The organism is Sphingobacteriales bacterium (assembly GCA_016719635.1).
GTDB lineage: Bacteria > Bacteroidota > Bacteroidia > Chitinophagales > JADIYW01 > JADJSS01.
Genome location: JADJYT010000001.1, coordinates 299,345 through 322,610, shown reverse-complemented (window position 1 = coordinate 322,610; position 23,266 = coordinate 299,345). Strand labels below are relative to the sequence as shown.

Here is a 23,266-nt window from a genome sequence, read left to right as displayed (position 1 = left end):
AGGAGGCTTTAAATGGTTCTTTCTGGACAAAATTATTTTGTTCCGGTTGTCTTTGTAAGCGTTTTTGTAACAGGCTTGGTTGTAGGTTTTACCGTACTTTTAGTCTTGGTAGCAGTTGATGATGCTTTTGAGGTGGTGCTCTTTACAGCAGTTTTTGCTGCCGGTGCAGTAATGGTTGGAGCCGGAGCCGGAGTAGGGATGATAGAACTTGGTTCTGTTGCGGTTGGAACCACAGCAGCAGCTTCTACCGTTCCGCTGATTTTTAACACTACCGGTGAATTTTTAGCATTGGAGTTTACCGTTACACTTTTAGAGAATGGTCCTACTCTGTGCGTGTCATAGTGAACTTTAATCTCTGCTTTTTGGCCCGGCATAATCGGTTCTTTAGGGTACGTCGGAACTGTACAGCCGCAAGATCCGTGTGCTTCACTGATTACGATTGGCGTTTTTCCGGAATTGGTAAAGGAAAATACTCTGTTACCATCAGCATCTTGTTTGATGGTGCCATAATCAATGGCATCGTTGTCAAAAGTCATAGTCGGCGCGTTAGGGTCTGGTGCTGCAGCCGGTGCATCATCTGCAAATACTCCGAAAGTACCTGCCATAAGTGTTAGTGCTAAGAATAATTTTTTCATGTTTGTATTTTTTTATTACTGTAACAAATGTAATGCCTTTTACAACATACCGCTTTGATTGCTGAAAAAATTAAGTATAGTTTAACAAAAACCACATAATCTTTCAAAAACTACGGTATATTTGTCTTATGAATCCCCGAAAACTGATTTTTTCATTTCTCTTTTTTGCCATTACAATTCATGTATTGGCGGAAGTGGGTGTAACCGTAGGTGCACGTGCCGGATTCAATATTGCACACCTGAGAAAATACACTCCGCCGGATATGTATGCTAAGAGAGTCATTATGGGCGCAGACCTCGCCGCTGTTTTACGTATTGATTTCAATAAAAATTTTGGTATTCAGACGGAAGTGGAATTTACTCAAAAGGGGCAGGGCTGGAAACGAACGCAGGACTCCGCGCATTATACCGGAAAACGTATAGCTAATTATGTGCAGTTTCCCATATTGGCCGTAGGCAGGGTGGGTACTGAAAAATACAAAGCCGTTTTCTTATTGGGGCCATATTTTGCATACTGGACCGGTGGTTATACCCAACAGTCGGTATCGGTTGACCATCAGTCCCTGAATGCCCAAACGGTGAAATATGACTTCACCAAAAATGATAACCGTTTCGATGTGGGCTTGGTGACTGCCGCCGGAGCGGATTTTAAGGTGGGCAAAGGGTGGATAGAGCTGATGGCGCGCCACAACCTTGGGTTTTTAAGCACAGCTAAGAAAAATTCCGGCTTGCCGAATACCTATCACTGCAACTTCAGCCTTTCTTTGGGGTACCGCTATACCATCAAATAATCTTCGGTAGCCTAATTATACCCCCGTGTGGAAAAATTCATCCCGCTTTCTTCCTTCAGATTGATACTTTTGTTTGCAACGTACGTGGATTTGTTTAAGTTCCGGCGTTCATTTACCCTGTAACAATTAACGAATAACCTGTTACCCATCATGGCTGAAGTTCAATATACCGAAGAAAACATACGCTCCCTCGACTGGAAAGAACATATCCGTCTGCGACCGGGTATGTATATCGGAAAACTGGGAGACGGATCCGCTCCGGATGACGGTATTTATGTGCTGCTGAAAGAGATCATCGACAACTCCATCGATGAGTTTGTCATGGGATACGGAAAGCAGATTGAAATTGAAATAAAAGATAAGATGGCCATCATCCGCGATTACGGCAGAGGTATCCCTTTAGGCTCCGTAATAGATTGCGTTTCTAAAATCAATACCGGCGGGAAATACGATTCCCGTGCTTTCCAGAAATCGGTAGGCCTGAATGGTGTCGGAACGAAAGCCGTCAATGCCCTCTCCACGTATTTTAAGGTCGAATCCGTCCGGGACGGGGAGAAGAAGGCAGCGGAGTTTGACAAAGGGGAATTGGCAAAAGATTATAAGATTGAAAAAACGGCAGATAAAAACGGCACTCGTTTTCAGTTTCACGCCGATAATTCCATTTTCAGGAATTTCCATTATGTAGCGGAGTTTGTAGAAGAGCAGCTTTGGAACTATGCATACCTGAATGCCGGGCTTACGATTCATTTTAACGGCAATAAATTTGTTTCCAAAGACGGGCTGAAAGATTTACTGACTAAAAAAACCAATGAAGCCGAATTGCGCTATCCGATCATCCACCTGAAAGATACGGATATAGAAATTGCCATCACCCACAACAATCAATACGGCGAAGAATACTATTCGTTTGTCAACGGGCAATATACCACTCAGGGCGGTACACACCTGGCGGCATTTAAGGAGGCGATTGTGAAAACACTCCGCGAATTCTATAAAAAACAATTTGAAGCTTCCGATATCCGTCAGGCGATCGTGGGAGCTGTTTCCGTCCGGGTGCAGGAACCGGTGTTTGAGTCGCAGACAAAGACCAAATTAGGCTCGCAGAACATGTGGGAAAACGGCCCGAGCCTAAAAGCGTTTGTCAATGATTTTGTGAAGGACAAGCTCGACTCCTTTTTACATAAGAATCCGGCCATTGCGGATGCCATGCTGAAACGGATACAGCAATCCGAACGGGAACGAAAAGATTTGAGCGGTATCCGTAAACTGGCGAATGAACGTGCCAAGGCCGCCAACCTGCACAACAAGAAACTACGCGACTGCCGGGTGCATTATACCGATGAAAAAAATGAACTGCACAAGGATACGACCTTGTTCATTACAGAAGGGGATTCCGCTTCCGGTTCCATTACCAAGGCCCGTAACCCGCAGACGCAGGCGGTGTTCAGCTTGCGCGGAAAGCCACTGAACTGTTACGGACTGACGAAAAAGATCGTGTACCAGAACGAAGAGTTTAATTTGCTGCAGCACGCCCTGGACATTGAGGAAGACGTCGATAACCTGCGCTACAACAACGTGGTGATAGCCACCGATGCCGATGTGGACGGCATGCATATCCGTTTGCTGCTGATGACGTTCTTTTTGCAGTTCTTTCCCGAATTGGTGAAGAAAGGGCATTTGTACGTACTGAATACCCCTTTATTCCGGGTCAGAGATAAAAAAGAAACCATATACTGCTATTCTGACCAGGAAAGGCTAAAGGCCATCGGAAAGCTGAAAGGCAAGCCTGAAATCACCCGATTCAAAGGATTGGGAGAGATTTCACCGAATGAATTTGAACAGTTTATCGGCAATGATATCCGCCTGGAACCGGTGGTGCTGAAAAGCAACCAGAGCATTGAGCAACTGCTGGAATACTATATGGGCAAAAACACCCCTGAGCGGCAATTGTTTATTATCAATAACCTTAAGATAGAGAAAGACGTAGTGGAAGAGAACCCTATTCCTGTAGTTGCCTTGTAGTAATTTTATTACCAGACCCAATGCTGGTCGCCTGACCAACATCAAATTAGTTTATATAAACAGGACATTCCTGTTTTCGGGTTTGTCTGCATAAATTACCTTTTACTCAAGCATTGTACCGTTCACACATTTTCCCTGCTATATTTATGTAGATTTACTACTTTGGTATAGCTAATTATGAGGAGTTCCTTAGATTCCGGTCAATAAAAAGCATGATTTTGTACATATTTATAGGGATATATTTTGTTTAGGTCTCCTGTTATTTATGTAGAGATAGTGTTCGAATATATTTTATTTAAAAATTATTTACAGTTGCATGCCGGTACGAACCTGATTTATTGTTAAATTTATAATTACCGAAGCTATGAATGAAACTTACAACGAACTGAATTCCTTAGTGCAGGTTTTTGAAGAAAGCCGGACATCCTTTATGGATGATTATGACCTGGCTTTGGCTGAACTGCAAAACAAAGCGGATGCTTCCCCGAAAATCTGTCAGATTGTGGACTTTGAAAAACATTGCCAGATTTATTTTAATCCTGTTGCTGTTTCGTATTTCGGCGTTTCCAATGAAGAATTATTAAAGTTGGGATTTCAGTATGTATTCAAATACCTGCATCCCGAAAATTTTGATATCATTCGAACCCATTTAGCCTATTTTGCCAATCCTGACAACTACGGCAGGGTACTTTCACATGTTTACTACGTCAATACCAAAACAGGCTGGAGATGGCTGTACAATTGCACCAAGGTGGCTACCTACACCAATGAAGGGAAGGCAAAGTATCTTTTTGTCAACGGAACGGATATTTCCGATTTTTTAGAAGGTAAAAAAGATAAGTTCAGAAAACTGAGAAAGAACCTGGCTTTTGTGGAAGAAAACGCGCAGCATTTCGAAAAGTTAACCCCCAGAGAAAAAGAAATCCTGCACCTGATTGTATCGGAACGCAACAGCCAGGAAATTGCCGAGATGTTAAAAGTCAGTCCCGTAACCGTTGATACCCATAGAAATAACATTATTAAGAAACTTCAGGTGAAATCATCGGTTGGGCTGGTAAAGTATGCCATCATGTTTGACCTGATTTAACCGAAAATAACCCAACGTCCATGAATGTAATTAAATCATCCTTACAGCAGCTCGCAGAGGCATTTAAACAAGCCGATGTCGGGTATGATGAATCATTGGGATATCTGAAAAAACTATGTGATGCATGCAAACAGGTGGCGGTTATCCGAAATATGGACAACAATCTTGTCTGTCATATCAATGACGCTGCACAATCCTACTTTGGTCTCAGCAAACAGGACGTGGAGCACAAGGGCATATCTTTTGCGAAAAAGATATTACATCCCGATTTCCAGCATCTGTACCCGGTGGCGATGACCTTTATTGCCAATCCGGAAAATTTTAACAAGCCGTATGAATACATCTATCTGTTTAAAACCGCCACCGGCTGGACGTGGACCTATACCTGTTTCCAGATAATGGCCCTGCACCCGGACGGTACCCCCCGTTACATCGTGTGTATTGCAGATGATGTTAATAATATCCTGAACAGCAATACTGCCACCGAAAAGTTTGTTTCAGAAATTGACGGACTGAACAACCTGCAACTGGACAGGTACCTGTCCTTATCCAGCCGGGAAAAGGAAATCCTGCGGTTGATCAGTAAGGAATATACGACGAATGAGATTGCACAGGAACTCTTTATCAGCAAGGCTACGGTAGATTCGCACCGCAAGCATCTGCTGCGGAAGCTGAACGTCAAGAGTGCGATTGGCCTGGCCAAGTATTCCCTGCTGTTCGATGCTGAAAATCAATAGCTTCAACTACATAAATGTAGGGATAATCCTTCAGAATCACACTTGAAATTTCATTATATGGTTGTATTTCAGGATAGTTATAATTCAACTATCTTGGAATACAAAACTATAAAACAGGAAAGAGTTATTTATAACCAAAAGGCTGGAAGATTCTTTACTCTTTCTGTTCGTTTTACTGATAATCTTATTACCTGGTTTAATATCTAAATAAATCCCCGGCATTTAATCTATTCCCACTGGCAGGCCGCAGACCGGGTAGCGGTCTGTTTTTAACCTTACACAAGGATTCAGTAAAAGACCATTGCTACATAAATATAGGGATAGAATTCCTGCTCCGGTATTTTCATTTTAACTATAAATGATGATTGTCTGAGTTGTTAAATTGCCCGAAATTTGACCTAAATCAAAGTTTGTACCAGTTAGTCGTATAATTTGATTATCAGTAAGGAGAGAATGGGTGAACTGAGCATACTCATATCCTGTCATAAAACCATGAAACTATGAAATACCAATAATCAGTTCATCATTTTTTTCATAAAGACGGGTGTGTGCAGAAATGCACACACTTTTTTTTATTGCATGGATTGACGCTGGCCGACCTGAATGAATGTTTTCTTAAACCGCCCAGAAAAAAATAAAAATCCAATTAAAAATTGGATTTCACCTTTTAAATTGTGTTCTTTATATATTGGTTTCAGCTAAAAGCGGATATAAAGCTCCGTATCTGAGGTTGTGAATTGATTTTAAATTGTGTTCTTTATATATTGGTTTCAGCAATGGAAAAGATTGTGGAGATTGTGAGTGTGTTGTGAATTGATTTTAAATTGTGTTCTTTATATATTGGTTTCAGCTAATGTGTTAGCTGCCGTTGTATCTGATATGTTGTGAATTGATTTTAAATTGTGTTCTTTATATATTGGTTTCAGCGAAGTATTTATTTTACGTGTTTGTGCATAGTTGTGAATTGATTTTAAATTGTGTTCTTTATATATTGGTTTCAGCACAGGGCAGGTTTTTAATCGGCTCACAGATAAAGTTGTGAATTGATTTTAAATTGTGTTCTTTATATATTGGTTTCAGCGGTTCCAAGAAGAACCCTAAAATCATAAGGGTTGTGAATTGATTTTAAATTGTGTTCTTTATATATTGGTTTCAGCATTATGTATTTTGCCAGTTACTACATAGAACAGTTGTGAATTGATTTTAAATTGTGTTCTTTATATATTGGTTTCAGCTTTTGCGTTCGAATTCCGACCAGTACTGCCTCGTTGTGAATTGATTTTAAATTGTGTTCTTTATATATTGGTTTCAGCTATGAGAAGGAAGAAACTGAAACATCGTAGTTGTGAATTGATTTTAAATTGTGTTCTTTATATATTGGTTTCAGCACAACTCCATATCATTGTCTAATGTCGAAGTTGTGAATTGATTTTAAATTGTGTTCTTTATATATTGGTTTCAGCTGGATATGGACAGCACGATTTAGAGATCAGTTGTGAATTGATTTTAAATTGTGTTCTTTATATATTGGTTTCAGCGAACCGGTGCCAGCGTATGCATAAATATATAGGTTGTGAATTGATTTTAAATTGTGTTCTTTATATATTGGTTTCAGCCGGATGGCTAAGGACCATAATATTGCCATTGTTGTGAATTGATTTTAAATTGTGTTCTTTATATATTGGTTTCAGCCTGAATGTCTTTGAGATTTACCTTTCTAAAGTTGTGAATTGATTTTAAATTGTGTTCTTTATATATTGGTTTCAGCCACCATCAGCATCAACGTGACCGGACAGAGTTGTGAATTGATTTTAAATTGTGTTCTTTATATATTGGTAACAACATTAGAGAAAGCGAGTACGACGGAAATTGCAGTTGTGAATTGATTTTAAATTGTGTTCTTTATATATTGGTTTCAGCCCAGTTTATCGCAGATACATTTAGCAATCAGTTGTGAATTGATTTTAAATTGTGTTCTTTATATATTGGTTTCAGCAGGGATATCCAGCGTATTATCATGGATACCGTTGTGAATTGATTTTAAATTGTGTTCTTTATATATTGGTTTCAGCTGCAATGTCTAAAGAAATAAAACATCAATTGTTGTGAATTGATTTTAAATTGTGTTCTTTATATATTGGTTTCAGCACAACTCCATATCATTGTCTAATGTCGAAGGTTGTGAATTGATTTTAAATTGTGTTCTTTATATATTGGTTTCAGCCAAAGTCCATCCGGTTCAAAGCTCTTCGCAGTTGTGAATTGATTTTAAATTGTGTTCTTTATATATTGGTTTCAGCTCATACTGATGAATATATTGCGGCGGTATTGTTGTGAATTGATTTTAAATTGTGTTCTTTATATATTGGTTTCAGCTCATACTGATGAATATATTGCGGCGGTATTGTTGTGAATTGATTTTAAATTGTGTTCTTTATATATTGGTTTCAGCGGCAATCCATCAACATCCGAAATTTTATCTGTTGTGAATTGATTTTAAATTGTGTTCTTTATATATTGGTTTCAGCTAAAAAGTTCTATCAGATGACAGGAATCGGGTTGTGAATTGATTTTAAATTGTGTTCTTTATATATTGGTTTCAGCCCGTTTTTAAGGTTGGTATTATAGAGTTGTGAATTGATTTTAAATTGTGTTCTTTATATATTGGTTTCAGCATAGATCTGAAAAGGATATTGGTAAATAGTTGTGAATTGATTTTAAATTGTGTTCTTTATATATTGGTTTCAGCCTGGGAATGATAAAGTGTTCTTATATATTGTTTCCATGATTTTAAATTGTGTTCTTTATATATTGGTTTCAGCTGAAACCGTCAAACCACCAATATATATTGATATTCCGGCTGAAAACCGATGTGAAAAAATGCTCCGTATCCGCTATGAAACAGCAGGGTGGGAGCATTTTTTTCTTTCCCCGTCATTTCGACGCAGGAGAAATCTCCTTCTAATTATTGAATATTTAATTTTTTGAAAGGTTGAAGAAAAAAGATCGCTTCGTCGTTCCTCCTCGCGATGACGTTCGCGTGTATGTACTGAAAATTAAAACAATTCCAGTTGCTGCGGGATGTCCGGCAGTTCTGCCTCTTTCTTTCCGATAAATAACTCCATTTGTCCAAATTGCTTGTCCGTAATACAGATAATGCCGACATGTCCCAGCTCCGGCAGCATCCGCTTTACCCGTTTGACGTGCACCTCCGCATTTTCACGGCTGCTGCAATGGCGCAGGTAGATGGAAAACTGGAACATGGAAAAACCATCTTCCATCAATCCTTTGCGGAATTTGGCATACCGCTTACGGTCTTTCTCCGTTTCGGTCGGTAAATCGAAAAACACCAGTATCCACATAATCTGATAAGCGTTCAGGTGCATGATGTGAATAATAATTTTGAACCAATTACCTGCTTTACCCACTGTAAGTACCCCATTTATCGGACAGTCAAATTTAGAGTATTTGTTTGATTTAATAAATTAATTTTCCATTCATTGGGTGTTTGATTCTGTAAAGATTCGTGAGGTCGTCTGTTATTGTATTCTTCTATCCATTCTGCTGTGAGTATTCTTACTTCGTTCAGTTCAAAAAACAGGTAGGCATCCAATACTGCTTCCCTGTATAATCGGTTAAATCGTTCTATATAGCCATTCTGCATTGGTCTTCCTGGCTGTATGAACTGAAGTTTTATTTCATTGTCTGTACACCATAGTTCAAAGTCTTTGGAGGTAAATTCCGGACCGTTGTCTGTTCTTATCATGCGTGGCTTTCCTCTGTACCCAATAATCTGTTGCAATGTCCTGATGACTCTTTTAGCAGAAAGGGGAGGTGTCTATCTCTATAGCCAGTACTTCTCTCGATCCATCATCCATCACATTAAATGTCCTGATCTTTCGGTTCCCCACCATACCGTCACTCATGAACTCCATGCTCAAGCTCTGATTGATATGACTCTGCTGTACCACTCGTTGTTTTACTCTCGCCGGCAACCTCCTTTTGCCTTTTCGTTTTCTGTTTAATTTTAATAGCTTATAAACCCGATATACCCGTTTGTGATTCCAGCTTTTGCCCGCTCTGCGCAGATACGCAAATAACTTCCTGAATCCATAGGATGGATGCTTAAAGGCTAAATCCTGCGCTCTGTAATCACGTCTGTGTCATCCTTCTTACTCCGGTAATAATACTGAGAACGAGGTAATGAGGTCATTTTACAGGCCCTGCTCACCGGAACTTCATAATCCTTTACTATGGATGCTGTCAGTTCCTTTGTTTGCAGAGCCCCAGCCTTTTTGAGATAACATCCTTTAGTATGGAGTGATCCAGGCTTAATTCTGCGTACATCTTCTTCAGACGGGAATTTTCCTCTTCCAAATCTTTGAGTCTCCTTACATCAGAGGTTTCCATACCTCCGTATTTGCTCTTCCAGTTGTAAAAGGTAGCATCCGAGATGCCATGCTCCCGACAGATCTCTTTGGTGGTTCTGCCACCTTCCTGTTGTTTTAAAATGGAAACTATCTGCGTTTCCGTAAAGCGTGTCTTTTTCATAGTAAACAATTTAAATTTAAGAATTTTACTCCATTTTTAAACTGTCTGAGTTTTAGGGACACTTACACCACCCCTTAATCCCCTCAGCGGAGGGGAGACTCGGTTCGTGGAATGCAATACGGTCCTTTCATGTAATTTTTAAGCCCGTATGGTTTCCGGCTGATTGCACTGAATTGCACTGTCCATTTCCCCTCTCGAGAGGGGGTGGGGGTGTGTCCTTACGCGAATTCCGGATACAACACTTTCCGGCCTTTCCCCTCGAAACAAGCCGCCAGTGAGGCCGTCGTGCGCTGTAAACCCACCATCAGCGGGCTCTTATTCCCGTCTATCACCAGATCCATCGCAGGTATTTCCAATAATCGTTTTTTGACAACGGTCGTCAGTTCCTGTTCATCCGTTTCCAGCATCAATTGTTTCACCAGATGGTCCACATACGGACGGTAAGGCTCCATGATGTCATCCGCCAGGCAATATGCGTTGTATTTATTGCGGTGGTGGATGCCGAGGGTGGGCAACAGTCCCGAAGCCACCAGGCCTCTTGCCACGGTCGCCCTCAGGATGGCATAGCCGTAATTCAGGAAGTTGTTGGGGTAATCGCCAAACCGGTGCCGTGTAAAATACGGGTCTTCTTCCTGAAACAGGTTGTTCCAGTAATACCTGGAAGCCTGCGCTTCCTGGTTGGATGTATCGCCGCTCAAAACCATTTTCTCACAGCGTTTCATATAGGCGCTGTCTATCTCCCAGATATCGAGTACTGCCGCCTGGTTGGATATTTTAGATCGGATGGTTTGCTGCCAGAGCTGTTTCTTTATGGGTTCGCTCGCTTCCACCTGTGCCTGAAACTTTTCGGATTGCTGGGTGTGCCCGTCTAAATTGAGCAGCAGTCCGGTAGGGTGGTGCTTGTCGTTGCAGGTGATGACGGCGGCATTGTTGTCCAATAATTTATGCAGAACGGCATGGGTGACCGAAATCTGCGGATGGTCAATCACCAGCACGCCTATATCTTCTATAGCCACCGCAGTCTCTCGCTCTTCAGTCTTAATCAGCAGTTGCTGCTGCTGCACCGAGAGGCGGGTAGGATTGCCGAAGTATAGGGTGCGTTTAATCATTATTCACCAATTTTAATAATTTCGCCTAATTGGTTAATTCTAATCTTAGTTAATCTTTTTAAATGATCATTTGACTGTATTCTTTCCCAAGTTATACCCCTTAAAGAAGTATCCGTTCTCAATACTGTTGTTTCTAAATGATGTCGAAGTCTATTTGAAATGTTCCAGCATTGTTTTTACTCAATTTCTGTATTCTAAATAATTTATTACTTATTTGTTTTCTGTTTTTTGAATCCCAGAAATTTATTTCATTTTCTTCTTTTGGATTTTCTGTATGTTTTAAGTCAAATACAAACAAGTCATTTATTTGCATAGAGAAATGAAATTTACCTAATAAGCTATTATCGTTTTTATTAATAATAGGATAGGGCTTTCCTGTTTGTAGAATATTGAGTTTGCCAATTTCTACCTTTCCCAAAATGAAACAACTTTATCTATTAACTTGCCTTCTTCATTTTTATAAATAAGTGCATGATGGTTGCTGCCTGTTTTTACATATCCGTTTCTTACTTTTTCTACCTTGCTTTCGTCATAGACTGTTATAGATTTTATTTGAATAGCATTTTCTTTGCTTAGCCATATTGGATTTTCTTCTAAATTTGAGAAAGCATTTTTAATTTTCCCTTTCTCTTTAATTCTTGCTTCAAGTATATCTTTGATTTTTTTGTCTGTAATTTTTTCAATTTGGGCAGGAGTCACATGTTCTGATAATTTTACTCTTTTTGTACAAACAAATTCATAAACTGCAACATCTTTAAGTTCCAAGCCTTTAAAAAATAAAGGATTTTTCTTAAGAGTTTTTGGGTTAAAAGCTACTTGTACATTATTATCAAATGCATTTAAGTATTCTTTAAGGAATTTTTTGATTTCCTCGTTTGCTATATTTTCAATGTCAATTAATTTATCATTCAGTTTTACTTTTTTCTCTGCAATTCGTTTTACTTGACCCATTACAGTTTCTTCATGTAGTCTGCCACGAGGAACCCATGTGATTTGAGGAGTACTATTTTTAGGAATATTGATGTTCTTACTTAATACCTTAGAATTATTTCTTAATAGAAATAAAAATAGTATCTAAATGTTCTTTTGTTTTCTTCCTTAAATCCTTTATAGGTTCATCAATAAATGTCGGATAAATCAGCAAAGCTTTTTTAAATCGTATTTTCTGTCGGTTCTATTTCATCACTAAGTATTTTTTCAATTTCTATTCGTTCTTCTTTACTTAACAAATTTCGTTCATATTGATACAGTTTATTTAAGTTATTCAACTTAAAGATAATTTTCTGGTCTGTTAATGCACAAATTAGTGCGTCAACTGCATGGTGTCTATGGTCATCACGCTTATTCCAATCTTTAATTGTTTCAAATGTTTTTGTGCTACCTTCCTTGTCTTTTCTTTCTTTGATTTCTACCTGTCCAATTGCCCTGTATTTTTCAATGTTTATTTCTTGAAGTACTTCTTTTAGTTGCCATTTCTCTCTTAAGTAGTCTGTAATCTGCCCAGTAGTGGTATATGTATTTTCACAAACTGTTTTTAACATTTTTACAGCTTCTTTAGATATATATTGCGAATCTTTTTTCATCCGCTCTACAAAGTCTGAAGGTATGTCTTCTCCTTTGCACATTAACATCTCAAATTTTTGTTTGGAAATTTTTCCTTTGCCATCGTTATACAAACTGTTGACTCTCTCAATGTAGTCTGCAAATCTTTGTTCTCCACGGGATAGCATGAAATCATAAGCAGTTTGTTGGTTTTTATCTTTATTACATTTTCTATGAGCTAGAATAAAATTATTCATGTTATTGCTAAACGATCTAGATTTTGGCAGAATATGCTCTATGTCAGCTTGGCCAGAAATGAAGTCAGTGTTTGTAATTGTATTGTTGCAATACAAACATAGTTGGTTTGTCTCTTCCCACAATTTATATCGTTGAGTATCTCTTCCATTTACTAATTTAAAATTGTATTCATTTTGTAATCGTGCTCTGATTTCATCATTTAATTTTTTATTTTTAGAATTTTGAATAGTGAGATTCTTTCTTGTTTTAGCATTGTTCCTCAATTCTCTAGCTAATTCAACTCTTATTTCATCAAACTTACCATGTTTTTCTATTGCAAGGTTTACCATGTTCACTACTTGATTTAGAATCTGTTCAACAACGGGGTTTCTTAAGCTGTTTTGTTTTATTGGTTCTAATTTTTGTTTTATTTCTACAATTGTTTTATATCCACTATGGTCATATCCAACCTTATAGCATGCTACGTTGTATTGCGAACCTTTTTCTAAATGAGGGAGTAATTTTTTTATTGCTTTTGTTGACAAACTGCCATAATCTGCATTAAAACCTACTTCATTCGCAATAATAGTAGATTGTTCTTTTGTGAACCTAAATCGCTTTTCTAGGGTGTATAATTTCAGATTCTGTTGGTAGGGAGTATAATATATGCCACAATTCAAATAATCCTCCTTTTTCATCATTGTTTTGATAGTTGAAAAATAAAAATTTGTTTTCGTCTTTAATACCTGCTTTAATTAATGCATTTTTTATGATACAATATGTTCTACTTCCGTCTAATTCGGTAAAATTTAAATAAATATTTTCTCTAGTTGAAAATCCTAATGCTTTTTTTATTGCTGATACTGTCAGTTTGTATTTACTTTTTGCTTCAACTTCATAAAAAAGTTTATGAAAAAGAATATTTTTCTGTTCTTGGGTGGGTTGTTTATTTTCGCCATTAGGTAATTTCCAAGCTAAATCATTTAATCGTTGCCATATCCTGAAAATTTCAAAAATGGAGATGATTTATTTATCGCTTTATGGTATTTTTCAAACAAGCAATTTGATACTAATCCTTTTGACTCTTTAATGGGCGCTGATAAAATAATATTTGATTTCTAAATGTGTTGTATGAAGTTCCTTTGTTATCATCTTCATGAATGCCTCCAGTTAATATTGTTGGATGAAATTGTTTTTGAAATTCCCAAATTCTATCAAATTCTTCTATGTATGAAGTACGCAAATAAGTTCTTTCTCTGAGTAATATTTCTATTGGATTCCTTGAATTAATTAATTCACTATATAAGTGTTGACCGATAGTTTCATTACCAAGTTCTTTTTCAAGTTGTGCTAATCTTTTTTTATATTCAGTAGAACTTTCTTCTTCGCTGTTTGATTTTCTATTGCTTAAAAAACCTCTGCGCTGGTTTAGGTGTATAAGTACCCTGCCAAATTCTTCTAAAGTTAATTTTTCCTTAATAGCTTTGTCTCTTAATCCATATAATTCTATTGCAGATAATCTGAATAAATTTTCATTGGGAAACATATTCTTTGTTTCCAATTCAGCATATAGTTTATCTCTCCTTAGTTTAAATCTTTGTATTCCTCTTCTTATGCCTCTGTCTGTTGTTCTGTCTATGTTTTTGCTGGCTGTATTTCCAGAGTAAAATTTACCATGAAAGTTTGGATCTTCTGGTACAATTCGAACAGCCATCTCTGTTATTATTTTTTCTTTTTCATGTTCTTGTATTACAGATAAACCGACTGAAGAAACACCAATGTCTAATCCAAGTATTTTTTTCATATTCTGAATGTATTTTATGATGATTACACTAATTTAATAAAAATATTTCTTTAATCTGATTTTTTCTATATATTTGCAGTACACAATTTAAAATCAATTCACAATAAGGATTATTCCGTTGTGAAAACATTCAAGGCGGGGCAACTCGCCTTTTTTATTATTGAGATACACAGAATCCCGTTTTCTATAAAACCACCTCATTTTTATCTCCACACCCGTTTAAAACTCTTTTTGTAAATCTTCTTTCCTTGTCATATACTTGCAGGTTGAAGAGATTTGTACCATGTCCACCGAAGAATACAACGAGCAGCAGAACGGTCACATCACCACCATTGACGGTTTATATGAGAACTGGTTCCTGGATTATGCCTCCTATGTCATCATGGAGCGCGCCGTGCCGGCCCTGTACGACGGGTTTAAGCCCGTTCAGCGCCGTATCCTGCACGCCATGAAGGAAATGGAGCGTTTGTCCAAATTTGCACTGGATGTGGTCTTCAATGAGGACACTACCGAATGGCAGCTTTCCTATGACGGCAGAAAACGCGAACCGGTGGAACTGCCGGTCAAATTTCCCTTGCTGCTCGCTCAGGGCGCGGAAGGTATTGCCGTGGGACTGTCCACCAAAATCATGTCGCATAATTTCTGTGAACTGATAGATGCTTCCATCAAATGCCTGCGCAGGGAACCATTTGAATTGTATCCCGATTTCCTGACCGGCGGCCTGGCGGATGTGCGCGAGTACAACGACGGCAAACGAGGCGGACGGATCCGGGTGCGCGCCAAAATAGAAATTGTCGATAAGAAAACGCTTAAAATAACGGAAATACCCTTCGGCACCACCACCACGGACCTGATTGATTCCATCCTGAAAGCCAACGAAAAAGGAAAAATTAAGGTAAAAAAGGTGGTGGACAATACCGCCAAAGACGTGGAGATACTGATAGAGCTGCAGCCGCAGGTTTCTCCCAGTGTGACGGTGGATGCGCTCTATGCCTTTTCAGACTGTGAGTTATCGATTTCACCGAATACCTGTGTGATCATAGGGGATAAGCCCCATTTTATCGGGGTGACGGAGGCGTTGAAATTATCAACCGATACGACGCTGGAGTTGCTGAAACGGGAGCTGGAAATTGACCTGAAGGACCTGGAAAACAAATGGCATTTCTCCTCGCTGGAGAAAATTTTCATCGAACAAAGAATTTATCGTGACATTGAGGAGGAGGAAACCTGGGAAGGGGTGATTGCCGCCATCGACAAAGGCCTGACGCCGTTCAGGAAATTGCTGATGCGCGAAGTGACGGAAGAGGATATTGTGCGGCTGACGGAGATAAAAATCAAACGCATCTCCAAATTTGATAAGAAGAAGGCGGATGAATACATCCGGGGGCTGGAAGTGGCGATGGAGGAAACAAAGAAGAACCTGAAATCGCTGACAAAATACGCCATACGCTACTTTGAAGAATTGCTGAAAAAATACGGCAAGGGCAAAGAGCGCAAGACGGAGATTGCGCTGTTTGATACGGTGGAAGTGAAAACGGTGGCCGCCAATAATGAGAAATTATATGTCAACAGGGCGGAAGGTTTTATCGGCTTTGGCAAGGATTTGAAAAAGGAGGAGTTTATTTCCGAATGTTCGGATATCGACGATATCATTGCCTTCATGAAAGACGGCACCATGAAAGTGGTGCGCAACTCCGAAAAGGTGTTTGTGGGCAAAGATGTGATACATGTGGCTGTCTGGAAAAAGAACGACGAGCGTACTACGTACAACTGCGTTTACCTGGATGGAAAATCGGGCACCAGCTATGCCAAGCGGTTTAATGTCACTTCCATCACCCGGGACAAGGAATATCCCATTACGCAGGGCCATCCTAAATCGAAAGTCTTGTATTTTTCGGTGAATCCGAACGGGGAGGCGGAAAGCTGCAGCGTGGTGCTGTCGCCGACCTGCAGTGCGCGCAACAAGGTATTTGAGTTTGATTTTTACAATCTGGATATCAAGGGCAGGGGTTCTGTGGGCAATATCGTGACGAAGTATCCGGTGAAAAAAATAGAGCAGAAAGGAAAGGGCAGAACTACCCTCGGCGGTGTGGAAATCTGGCTGGACGATACGGTAGGACGGTTGAATACGGAAAAACGCGGCCGCTACCTGGGCTCTTTCCAGAATGAAGACAGGATACTGGTGGTGCTGAAATCCGGCGAGTATTACCTGACCAATTTTGATTTGACGAACCGCTATGCGATGAACGATGTATTTGCCATCGATAAGCTGTATCCGACCACAACGGTGACGGCAGTACATTATTCGGATTCCAAGAAAGCGAACTATGTCAAACGTTTCCAGATAGAAACGACCACTATCGATACCAAATACAATTTCATTTCCGATGAAAACAATGCGAAGCTGGTTTTTGCCACCCTTTATACCAATCCGACCATCGAATATATACTGGATATGGGTAAAGGAAAGGTGAGTGCGCCTTATACTGAAAATCTGGCCGACTTTATTGAGGTGAAAGGCTGGAAGGCTATTGGCAATAAATTGTGCGGCGGTACTGTCAAAGGGATTAAGCTGGTGGAAACGGCACACGATGACGAACAGGATGCCAACTTTGATGTAGATTTCGAAATCACCAATTTATCGGACAAGAAGGAGCCGGAGCAGGGAGAATTGTTTTAATAATATCCGCTGAAATGGATGGAAACTCGATTTATTTTAATACTTTAGAGTACCAAAACTCTTTAAAATGAAGTATTTAATTGTTAAATCCAGGCGGATTTATCTCTTTCTTTTTATGTTTATTAGTATTTCTGCCTATTCCCAATCCGGTACAAAAACCGTTTTGCAATGGGCTGTACTGGCAAAAAACGGCGAGAAAAAACTGGCGGGTGCCAACCTGACCGGAGTTCAGCTGCAAAAAGCAGATTTAAGCGGAGCGGATTTAAGCAATGCCAATTTAACGGGTGTCAACCTGAGCGGAGCGAATCTGAGCGGAGCGAAATTGTACGGCTGTAATTTAACGGGTGTCAATTTTACAGGGGCAAATCTGACGAAGGCGAATTTCTTGGCAACCAATATGCATTTTGTCAACCTTCGGGATGCAAATCTGACACAGGCGCTTTTACAGGAAGCGGATTTGAAGTACGCCATCCTGAACGGCGCCAACATGACAGCTGCGAATCTGATTCTTTCCATCCTGGAAAATGCGGACCTGCAGAATGCCAACCTGAGTCAGGCGCTGTTTGTGTATGAGTCATCCCCCACACAGCAGTCAACGACCGTGTATGAGAATAAATCAAACCCGACATCCGGTGCCGCCTCTGCCGCCCAAATATTGGTTCCTGAAATTGTGGAAACAGAGGCCTTAGGTATGGCCCTGGAGAAGATGGAAAAAACGAAAACGATGCCGGTGAAACTGACCGGTGCTAAAATCAATTCCGGTACCAAGGGGATACTGGTGGCGTGGGCCAAGAAAAACGGCGCGGTGGTGGTGCCCTCGCTGATAAAGTAAAGGATTTACGGCTGTTTAACCATCCCTTTTCATCTTTTTAAAAAACAATTTTACGGCCGTATTAATGGCTGACTTCATTTCTTTCCACTCTGCGCTAATCAAACTTACAGGTGTGGCGGTGTTTTCGGCATCGTCAAAATAATTCATTGAACGGTATAGTTCGAAGGCATTATCTTTAGTGAATACCATCTTATAGAATTCTACCAATTCATCTAAACTGTAATGTTGTAATAAAAGATAAAAATCATAAAAATCTTTTTTTGAACCACGCTGAGTCAGCGCATTCAGTTTTAATGCGGCAATGTCCGGAATGGATGCCATACGTACGCCTTCTTCCGTATCAACCGGCAGGAGTGTATTTACAATCGGATGTTTAACGAAATCAATTTTCACATCCTCTATGAAGCAGAATAACATTCTGCTGTTATTTCCTTTGAAATCGAAAGAAGGATATTTTTTTTCTAAGTGTTGTTTTAATTCAAATACATCAAAATCTTCAAAAGAAAACAAGTCCAGATCAATGGATTTCCTGTGTCCGAATTTCAGAGAAAGTGCTGTTCCTCCGACTAAGAAAAAATGTTGAAGATATTTATCCTGCATCAGCTCCACCAGGATTCTCCACGTTGTTGGCTCAACTGTGTTTTTGAATAGCATTTAAAGTTGGATTTATCAATTTCAAAAAAGGTAGAAACGAAATTTAGATTTCTGGGACTTAGGTAATTTGCGGACTGTATATCTTTTTGAATTCTCTCGTAAGGATAGATTTTAAGCAGATTCTCAAAGTCACATATATTACCACAGGATATTATTCTGCTGATAATAAAGACGCTGTTTTTTTCAATATCCAATGTGTCGAAATCAGTATCCCAGAATAACCGTTTGTCAATTAAATCCTGTTTATTCATTAAATTAAAAATCTTTTATCAAATTTACAGGAATAACTCTAATGCTGCAATGAAAGGATCGGATATTTTTGTATTGCCAACCCCCTTACAGCCCATTCACAATGATATTACCCGGCAGTTTAAGGTTCAGCTGTTCATGAAACGGGATGACCTGATTCATCCGGAAATATCCGGCAATAAATGGCGCAAGCTGAAATATAATACAGAACAGGCGAGGCTGGAAAATAAAGCCACCTTGCTGACGTTTGGCGGCGCATACTCCAATCATATTACGGCGACTGCCGCTGCCGGAAGACTCCTTGGATTTAAGACCATCGGCATCATCAGAGGAGAGGAGTATCAGCCTTTGAATAAAAGCCTTCAGTTTGCGGTTGATTCCGGGATGCAGTTGTATTATATCAACAGGGCTGCCTATAAAGACAAACAGCATATACCTTTTACTTTATTCCCTGATCTTGATTCGATGTATGTCATACCCGAAGGCGGGGCGAATGCATTAGCGGTAAAGGGATGTGCTGAAATACCGGAAGAGATTCAAATGGATTTCGATTATATCTGCTGCGCCTGTGGAACGGGAACCACACTGGCGGGAATGGCAGGTAGCCTGAAATCACATCAGCAGGCTGTTGGTTTTCCCGTTTTGAAAAATGGGGCGTTTCTGTCGGATGAGATTAAACGGCTCACTACAGCTGATTTTCAGCTGATAACGGATTACCATTTCGGTGGATATGCAAAAACAACGCCTCAATTGATTCAATTCATCAAGGATTTTTATGCTGAACACCATATTTTGCTGGATTATGTGTACACCGGCAAGATGATGTACGGCATCATGGATTTGATAGCTAAAAACCATTTCCCACCGGAATCTGTTATTGTCGCCGTTCACACGGGAGGAGTAATGAATGCCAATGTGTTTGATTAGCTTTTTTTATTCTTGCCTGAATACTTAAAAACAGGAAACGCCGTCTTTAGACGGCGCTTCCTGTATCTTATTTGAAAAAAAAGGCTACCACATTTTTGCCCTGTCAGCTTCGTTGATATACATGCCGTCACCCGGTTTCACATTAAATGCCTTGTGGAAATCAGGCAGATTGCTCAAAACACCGTTTACCCTGTATTTAGGAAGTGAATGCGGGTCGGATAAGGTTTGCATACGCATAGACTCCGGCCGCATATTTTCCCGCCAGATAATCGCATAGTTGATAAAGAAACGTTGTTCAGGTGTCAGTCCGCTGATTAGAGTGTTTTTAGTGCCTGTTGCTTTTTTCAGGGCGTTTAAACTGATAATCATACCTCCCAAATCGGCAATATTTTCCCCTAATGTAAGTTCACCGTTTATATGTAAACTGTCTCCGGGAAAAATCAGATAGCTGTTGTATTGTTTTACGAATTTATCTGTCAGTGCCTGATAGCTTTTTTTATCTTCTTCCGTCCACCAGTTCTTTAGGTTTCCTTCCGCATCAAACTGACTACCTTCGTCATCAAATCCATGCGTGATTTCATGGCCGATGACCATTCCGATACCTCCGTAGTTTACGGCGTCATCGCCTTTAGCATAAAAGAAAGGCGGTTGCAGGATGGCTGCCGGAAAGACAATTTCATTGATTAACGGATTGTAATAGGCATTTACCGTTTGAGGGCCCATACCCCATTCTGTTCTGTCAATCTTGTCTTTTTTTAACCTTGCCAGTACCCGTAAGTTTTCTGCATAGGCGCAATTCAGCACATTTAATACAAACGGCTGGTTGCTGACATCCGTATTTTCATAAGTCCACCATTTATCAGGATAGCCTATCTTCACATCTATTTTAGCCAGTTTTTCCAGTGCTTTTGCCTTTGTTTCAGCACCCATCCAGCTCAGGTTACTGATTCGCTCTTTTAAAGATGCCTTGATATTGTCTACCAAATCCAAAGAGCGTTTTTTAGCATAAGGTGAAAAATTCGTTTTTACATATTCCTGTCCGATCAGGTCTCTCAAGTTATCCTCTGAAACCCGTGCGACGCGTTTCCATCTTGGTTCCAGTGTTTTTATACCACTCAGCGCTTTTCCATAAAAATCAAAACGTGCATTAACAATAGCATCGTTCAGGTATTTGGCGGTGCTGTTTAATAATTGAAATTGAATATAGGAAACCCACTTGTCATGAGGTACATTCGCAAACATACTGTCTAATGATACAAAGAAACCCGGTTGTCCGACAACTATTTCATGCGGTGATACTTTCATCTCTGTAAAGAAAGCATCCCAGTCAATATGCTTATAGTCTTCTTTTAATTTATCAATTGTATATAAATTATAATTTTTTTCCGGATCTCTTAATTCAACCCTCGATAAGGAAGCACCGGCCAGTTTAGTCTCCATTTCCAAAACATTTTCCATCTGTTCTTTCGCTGAAACAGTTTTATCCAGACCAGCTAATTGGAAGAGTGTTTTTATATACTCCCGGTATGCTTCCAGGTTTTTCAGGGACTTTTCATCCTTGCGGAAATAAAAATCCCTGTCCGGTAATCCTAATCCGCCTTGCCCGATATACGTTATGTACCTGGTTGTATTTTTTGCATCCACTTCCACGGAATAACCAAGGGGGGAATTAATATTACGCATACCTAATCTGGATAGTATTTTACTAAGTTCCGATGGCGTGGCGGCATTTTCTATTTCTGTAAACCAGGGTTTTAAAGGTTCTACACCCACCTTGTTAATGGTAACGGTATCCATCGCATTCCTGTAGAAGTCCCCCAGAATTTGCAGGTTGGATCCTTTCGGTGCTTTTATCTTTTGGTTGGCGGCATTTTCCAGAATTTTCTTCACAACTATCCTGCTTTGTTCGTCCAGTACATCAAACATGCCATACCTGGATTTGTCAGAAGGAATCGGATTAGCTTTACTCCATTTATCATTGACATGGTCATAAAAGTCTTTACCCGGTTGGATTGTTGTGCTGAAATCACTTTTCCTGATGGCTACCTCTTTAACAGCCTTTGGATTGTTTTTGGCAGGTGCCGGTTTTGCCGTTGTTGGTGCTGCTGACTGAGCAGTAAAACTTACCGAAAGTATTAATACCGGTAAAATTGCTTTGTTGAAGATCATAAAAAATAATTAGGTTGCAAAATTAGTAGAAAGATGTGACTTAATATTACAATATGTACAACTATTTATTGTTCAGGTCACTTACGGTCTCATGTTTCCTCGTGTAGCGCATCCAGATGCGTTCATGTAAATAAAAGAGGAAGACTTTAGTGATGACTTCTGTAAATCCTATTTTAAAGGCTGTAGTATAATCACCTGTCCATATGGTAGCGATAATAATGGTGTCCAGCGTACCTACGATTCGCCAGCTAATGCCTTTTACGACACTTCTCAGATGTGATTCTTTCCAAATGTCATCTTTGTGCTCATAATCACTCAATTCTTCTTCTGACAGGATTTTCTGGCTTTCAATCCTTACTAACCCCCATTTTATCTTAAACCAGGCTCTTTCATGCAGGTAAAACAGGATTATTTTTGTAAAAACTTCCGTAAATCCAATTTTCAAGGCACTTCCGAGGCTTCCTGTAAAAATATACGATAACACCATGGTGTCCAGTGTGCCGATAATCCTCCAGGTGACACCTTTCGTCAGACTGATAAAATGCTTGTCCTTTTGCATACTACTATTATATACTCTATAGGAATAGTGTACTACAAATATACATTTTTCAATTCAATTCTATAAAAATGAGTGAAATTATTTACATCGGGCGGTATTACCGCACAATTAACGGAAATGCAATTTCGATGTCTGTTTCTCCGTTGGCATTGGTGATATCGTTTTCAGAAACATTCGCTGCGCTTTTATCGGGTGCATGCCGGAGAATAATTTTTAGTGCGCCATTTGCAGCACCAGATGCAGACTGACAACTAAACACCAATCCAAGCGGTTTGCCGTTATCATCATAATCGAGATAGGAAAAGTTGGATAAGAAACCAGCGGGAATGGACTGATAGAAAAACTGGTGAGCGGTATCTTCTTCCGTTATTTCATGATTGATGGTATCCGCTACCGGATTCCGTTCGTCTAACAGCAGCAGGCTTGCATTAAAAATTCTGTCAGCCGGCAACCTTAAGGTATCGGGTGTCAGTATGGCATCTTCTCCGCCATCGCCGTCTAAATCCCTGAACGTAATGCTGTACGAGTTGTAAGGATATGCGGTATCTGTCAGCGTAAGTTGGACGGTTGTAATCAGTTCGGATTCGTTAACGGGCAATGGCTCCTTTATACAACCATTGGTTATCAGTATAATTGAAAATAAAGCGGCAGAAGAGATGTGTTTTATCATAAAACTGTTTT

General features: G+C 39.6%; 18 protein-coding genes, 1 pseudogene and 1 CRISPR repeat array. Of the genes and pseudogenes, 7 read left to right on the top strand and 12 right to left on the bottom strand.

Annotated elements, in window-relative coordinates; all coding sequences use genetic code 11:
• Positions 1 to 32: 32 nt before the first annotated feature.
• The gene (locus tag IPM95_01495) at positions 33 to 635 is read right to left on the bottom strand and encodes a DUF1573 domain-containing protein (GenBank protein ID MBK9327991.1); all 603 of its coding nucleotides are present in this window, start codon (positions 633 to 635) and stop codon (positions 33 to 35) included.
• 128 nt (positions 636 to 763) lie between these two features.
• Here IPM95_01495 and IPM95_01490 point away from each other — a divergent pair, with 128 nt between their 5' ends.
• The 4 genes from IPM95_01490 (at position 764) to IPM95_01475 (ending at position 5,272) form a co-directional block, all read left to right on the top strand.
• Positions 764 to 1,426: a PorT family protein gene (locus IPM95_01490; GenBank protein MBK9327990.1), complete on the top strand. Its 663-nt coding sequence runs from the start codon at positions 764 to 766 to the stop codon at positions 1,424 to 1,426.
• A 150-nt stretch (positions 1,427 to 1,576) separates the two neighbouring features.
• Positions 1,577 to 3,448: a type IIA DNA topoisomerase subunit B gene (locus IPM95_01485; GenBank protein ID MBK9327989.1), complete on the top strand. Its 1,872-nt coding sequence runs from the start codon at positions 1,577 to 1,579 to the stop codon at positions 3,446 to 3,448.
• Between the two features lie 364 nt (positions 3,449 to 3,812).
• On the top strand, positions 3,813 to 4,535 hold the full coding sequence (locus IPM95_01480) for a helix-turn-helix transcriptional regulator (GenBank protein ID MBK9327988.1): 723 nt from the start codon (positions 3,813 to 3,815) through the stop codon (positions 4,533 to 4,535).
• A gap of 20 nt (positions 4,536 to 4,555) precedes the next feature.
• On the top strand, positions 4,556 to 5,272 hold the full coding sequence (locus tag IPM95_01475) for a hypothetical protein (GenBank protein MBK9327987.1): 717 nt from the start codon (positions 4,556 to 4,558) through the stop codon (positions 5,270 to 5,272).
• Positions 5,273 to 5,937: 665 nt separating this feature from the next.
• Positions 5,938 to 8,094: a CRISPR direct-repeat array (repeat unit 34 nt; unit sequence TTTTAAATTGTGTTCTTTATATATTGGTTTCAGC).
• 234 nt (positions 8,095 to 8,328) lie between these two features.
• Here IPM95_01475 and cas2 read toward each other — a convergent pair.
• The 7 genes and pseudogenes from cas2 to IPM95_01440 all read right to left on the bottom strand — a co-directional run bounded on the left by cas2 (position 8,329) and on the right by IPM95_01440 (position 14,515).
• Entirely contained in the window at positions 8,329 to 8,658 is a 330-nt protein-coding gene (gene cas2, locus IPM95_01470; GenBank protein ID MBK9327986.1) for a CRISPR-associated endonuclease Cas2, read from the bottom strand.
• A gap of 56 nt (positions 8,659 to 8,714) precedes the next feature.
• Positions 8,715 to 9,823 (bottom strand): annotated as a pseudogene (locus IPM95_01465) (IS3 family transposase).
• 218 nt (positions 9,824 to 10,041) lie between these two features.
• Positions 10,042 to 10,932, bottom strand: a complete 891-nt coding sequence (cas1, locus tag IPM95_01460) for a type II CRISPR-associated endonuclease Cas1 (protein ID MBK9327985.1) — start codon at positions 10,930 to 10,932, stop codon at positions 10,042 to 10,044.
• A 133-nt stretch (positions 10,933 to 11,065) separates the two neighbouring features.
• Entirely contained in the window at positions 11,066 to 11,350 is a 285-nt protein-coding gene (locus IPM95_01455) for a hypothetical protein (protein MBK9327984.1), read from the bottom strand.
• Positions 11,338 to 11,883 carry a hypothetical protein gene (locus IPM95_01450; protein ID MBK9327983.1) on the bottom strand — a complete coding sequence of 182 codons (546 nt, stop codon included), beginning with the start codon at positions 11,881 to 11,883 and terminating at the stop codon, positions 11,338 to 11,340. The genes IPM95_01455 and IPM95_01450 overlap by 13 nt, the downstream gene beginning before the upstream one ends.
• Positions 11,884 to 12,083: 200 nt before the next feature.
• Positions 12,084 to 13,409, bottom strand: coding sequence for an HNH endonuclease (locus tag IPM95_01445; GenBank protein ID MBK9327982.1), 1,326 nt, complete (start codon positions 13,407 to 13,409; stop codon positions 12,084 to 12,086).
• Between the two features lie 371 nt (positions 13,410 to 13,780).
• The gene (locus IPM95_01440) at positions 13,781 to 14,515 is read right to left on the bottom strand and encodes a hypothetical protein (protein ID MBK9327981.1); all 735 of its coding nucleotides are present in this window, start codon (positions 14,513 to 14,515) and stop codon (positions 13,781 to 13,783) included.
• A 283-nt stretch (positions 14,516 to 14,798) separates the two neighbouring features.
• On the opposite strand from IPM95_01440, the gene IPM95_01435 reads away from it, so the two are divergent.
• The gene (locus tag IPM95_01435; protein MBK9327980.1) at positions 14,799 to 17,195 is read left to right on the top strand and encodes a DNA gyrase/topoisomerase IV subunit A; all 2,397 of its coding nucleotides are present in this window, start codon (positions 14,799 to 14,801) and stop codon (positions 17,193 to 17,195) included.
• A 67-nt stretch (positions 17,196 to 17,262) separates the two neighbouring features.
• Complete coding sequence (locus IPM95_01430) at positions 17,263 to 18,027, top strand: pentapeptide repeat-containing protein (protein ID MBK9327979.1); 765 nt, start codon at positions 17,263 to 17,265, stop codon at positions 18,025 to 18,027.
• A 15-nt stretch (positions 18,028 to 18,042) separates the two neighbouring features.
• Here the strand turns inward: IPM95_01430 and IPM95_01425 are convergent, their stop codons facing one another.
• Positions 18,043 to 18,681, bottom strand: coding sequence for a nucleotidyl transferase AbiEii/AbiGii toxin family protein (locus IPM95_01425; GenBank protein MBK9327978.1), 639 nt, complete (start codon positions 18,679 to 18,681; stop codon positions 18,043 to 18,045).
• 300 nt (positions 18,682 to 18,981) lie between these two features.
• On the opposite strand from IPM95_01425, the gene IPM95_01420 reads away from it, so the two are divergent.
• On the top strand, positions 18,982 to 19,857 hold the full coding sequence (locus IPM95_01420; protein MBK9327977.1) for a 1-aminocyclopropane-1-carboxylate deaminase/D-cysteine desulfhydrase: 876 nt from the start codon (positions 18,982 to 18,984) through the stop codon (positions 19,855 to 19,857).
• An 84-nt stretch (positions 19,858 to 19,941) separates the two neighbouring features.
• Here the strand turns inward: IPM95_01420 and IPM95_01415 are convergent, their stop codons facing one another.
• The 3 genes from IPM95_01415 to IPM95_01405 all read right to left on the bottom strand — a co-directional run bounded on the left by IPM95_01415 (position 19,942) and on the right by IPM95_01405 (position 23,255).
• On the bottom strand, positions 19,942 to 22,026 hold the full coding sequence (locus tag IPM95_01415; GenBank protein ID MBK9327976.1) for a M13 family metallopeptidase: 2,085 nt from the start codon (positions 22,024 to 22,026) through the stop codon (positions 19,942 to 19,944).
• Positions 22,027 to 22,087: 61 nt separating this feature from the next.
• Positions 22,088 to 22,585, bottom strand: coding sequence for a DUF2061 domain-containing protein (locus tag IPM95_01410; GenBank protein MBK9327975.1), 498 nt, complete (start codon positions 22,583 to 22,585; stop codon positions 22,088 to 22,090).
• Between the two features lie 97 nt (positions 22,586 to 22,682).
• Complete coding sequence (locus IPM95_01405; GenBank protein ID MBK9327974.1) at positions 22,683 to 23,255, bottom strand: type 1 periplasmic binding fold superfamily protein; 573 nt, start codon at positions 23,253 to 23,255, stop codon at positions 22,683 to 22,685.
• Positions 23,256 to 23,266: the final 11 nt, after the last annotated feature.

Excerpts from the sequence above, each read along its gene's own strand:
- IPM95_01495 (MBK9327991.1), bottom strand. The coding sequence starts at position 635 with ATGAAAAAATTATTCTTAGCACTAACACTTATGGCAGGTACTTTCGGA.
- IPM95_01490 (MBK9327990.1), top strand. The coding sequence starts at position 764 with ATGAATCCCCGAAAACTGATTTTTTCATTTCTCTTTTTTGCCATTACA.
- IPM95_01485 (MBK9327989.1), top strand. The coding sequence starts at position 1,577 with ATGGCTGAAGTTCAATATACCGAAGAAAACATACGCTCCCTCGACTGG.
- IPM95_01480 (MBK9327988.1), top strand. The coding sequence starts at position 3,813 with ATGAATGAAACTTACAACGAACTGAATTCCTTAGTGCAGGTTTTTGAA.
- IPM95_01475 (MBK9327987.1), top strand. The coding sequence starts at position 4,556 with ATGAATGTAATTAAATCATCCTTACAGCAGCTCGCAGAGGCATTTAAA.
- cas2 (MBK9327986.1), bottom strand. The coding sequence starts at position 8,658 with ATGCACCTGAACGCTTATCAGATTATGTGGATACTGGTGTTTTTCGAT.
- cas1 (MBK9327985.1), bottom strand. The coding sequence starts at position 10,932 with ATGATTAAACGCACCCTATACTTCGGCAATCCTACCCGCCTCTCGGTG.
- IPM95_01450 (MBK9327983.1), bottom strand. The coding sequence starts at position 11,883 with ATGGGTCAAGTAAAACGAATTGCAGAGAAAAAAGTAAAACTGAATGAT.
- IPM95_01445 (MBK9327982.1), bottom strand. The coding sequence starts at position 13,409 with ATGAAAAAGGAGGATTATTTGAATTGTGGCATATATTATACTCCCTAC.
- IPM95_01440 (MBK9327981.1), bottom strand. The coding sequence starts at position 14,515 with ATGAAAAAAATACTTGGATTAGACATTGGTGTTTCTTCAGTCGGTTTA.
- IPM95_01435 (MBK9327980.1), top strand. The coding sequence starts at position 14,799 with ATGTCCACCGAAGAATACAACGAGCAGCAGAACGGTCACATCACCACC.
- IPM95_01430 (MBK9327979.1), top strand. The coding sequence starts at position 17,263 with ATGAAGTATTTAATTGTTAAATCCAGGCGGATTTATCTCTTTCTTTTT.
- IPM95_01425 (MBK9327978.1), bottom strand. The coding sequence starts at position 18,681 with ATGCTATTCAAAAACACAGTTGAGCCAACAACGTGGAGAATCCTGGTG.
- IPM95_01420 (MBK9327977.1), top strand. The coding sequence starts at position 18,982 with ATGAAAGGATCGGATATTTTTGTATTGCCAACCCCCTTACAGCCCATT.
- IPM95_01415 (MBK9327976.1), bottom strand. The coding sequence starts at position 22,026 with ATGATCTTCAACAAAGCAATTTTACCGGTATTAATACTTTCGGTAAGT.
- IPM95_01410 (MBK9327975.1), bottom strand. The coding sequence starts at position 22,585 with ATGCAAAAGGACAAGCATTTTATCAGTCTGACGAAAGGTGTCACCTGG.
- IPM95_01405 (MBK9327974.1), bottom strand. The coding sequence starts at position 23,255 with ATGATAAAACACATCTCTTCTGCCGCTTTATTTTCAATTATACTGATA.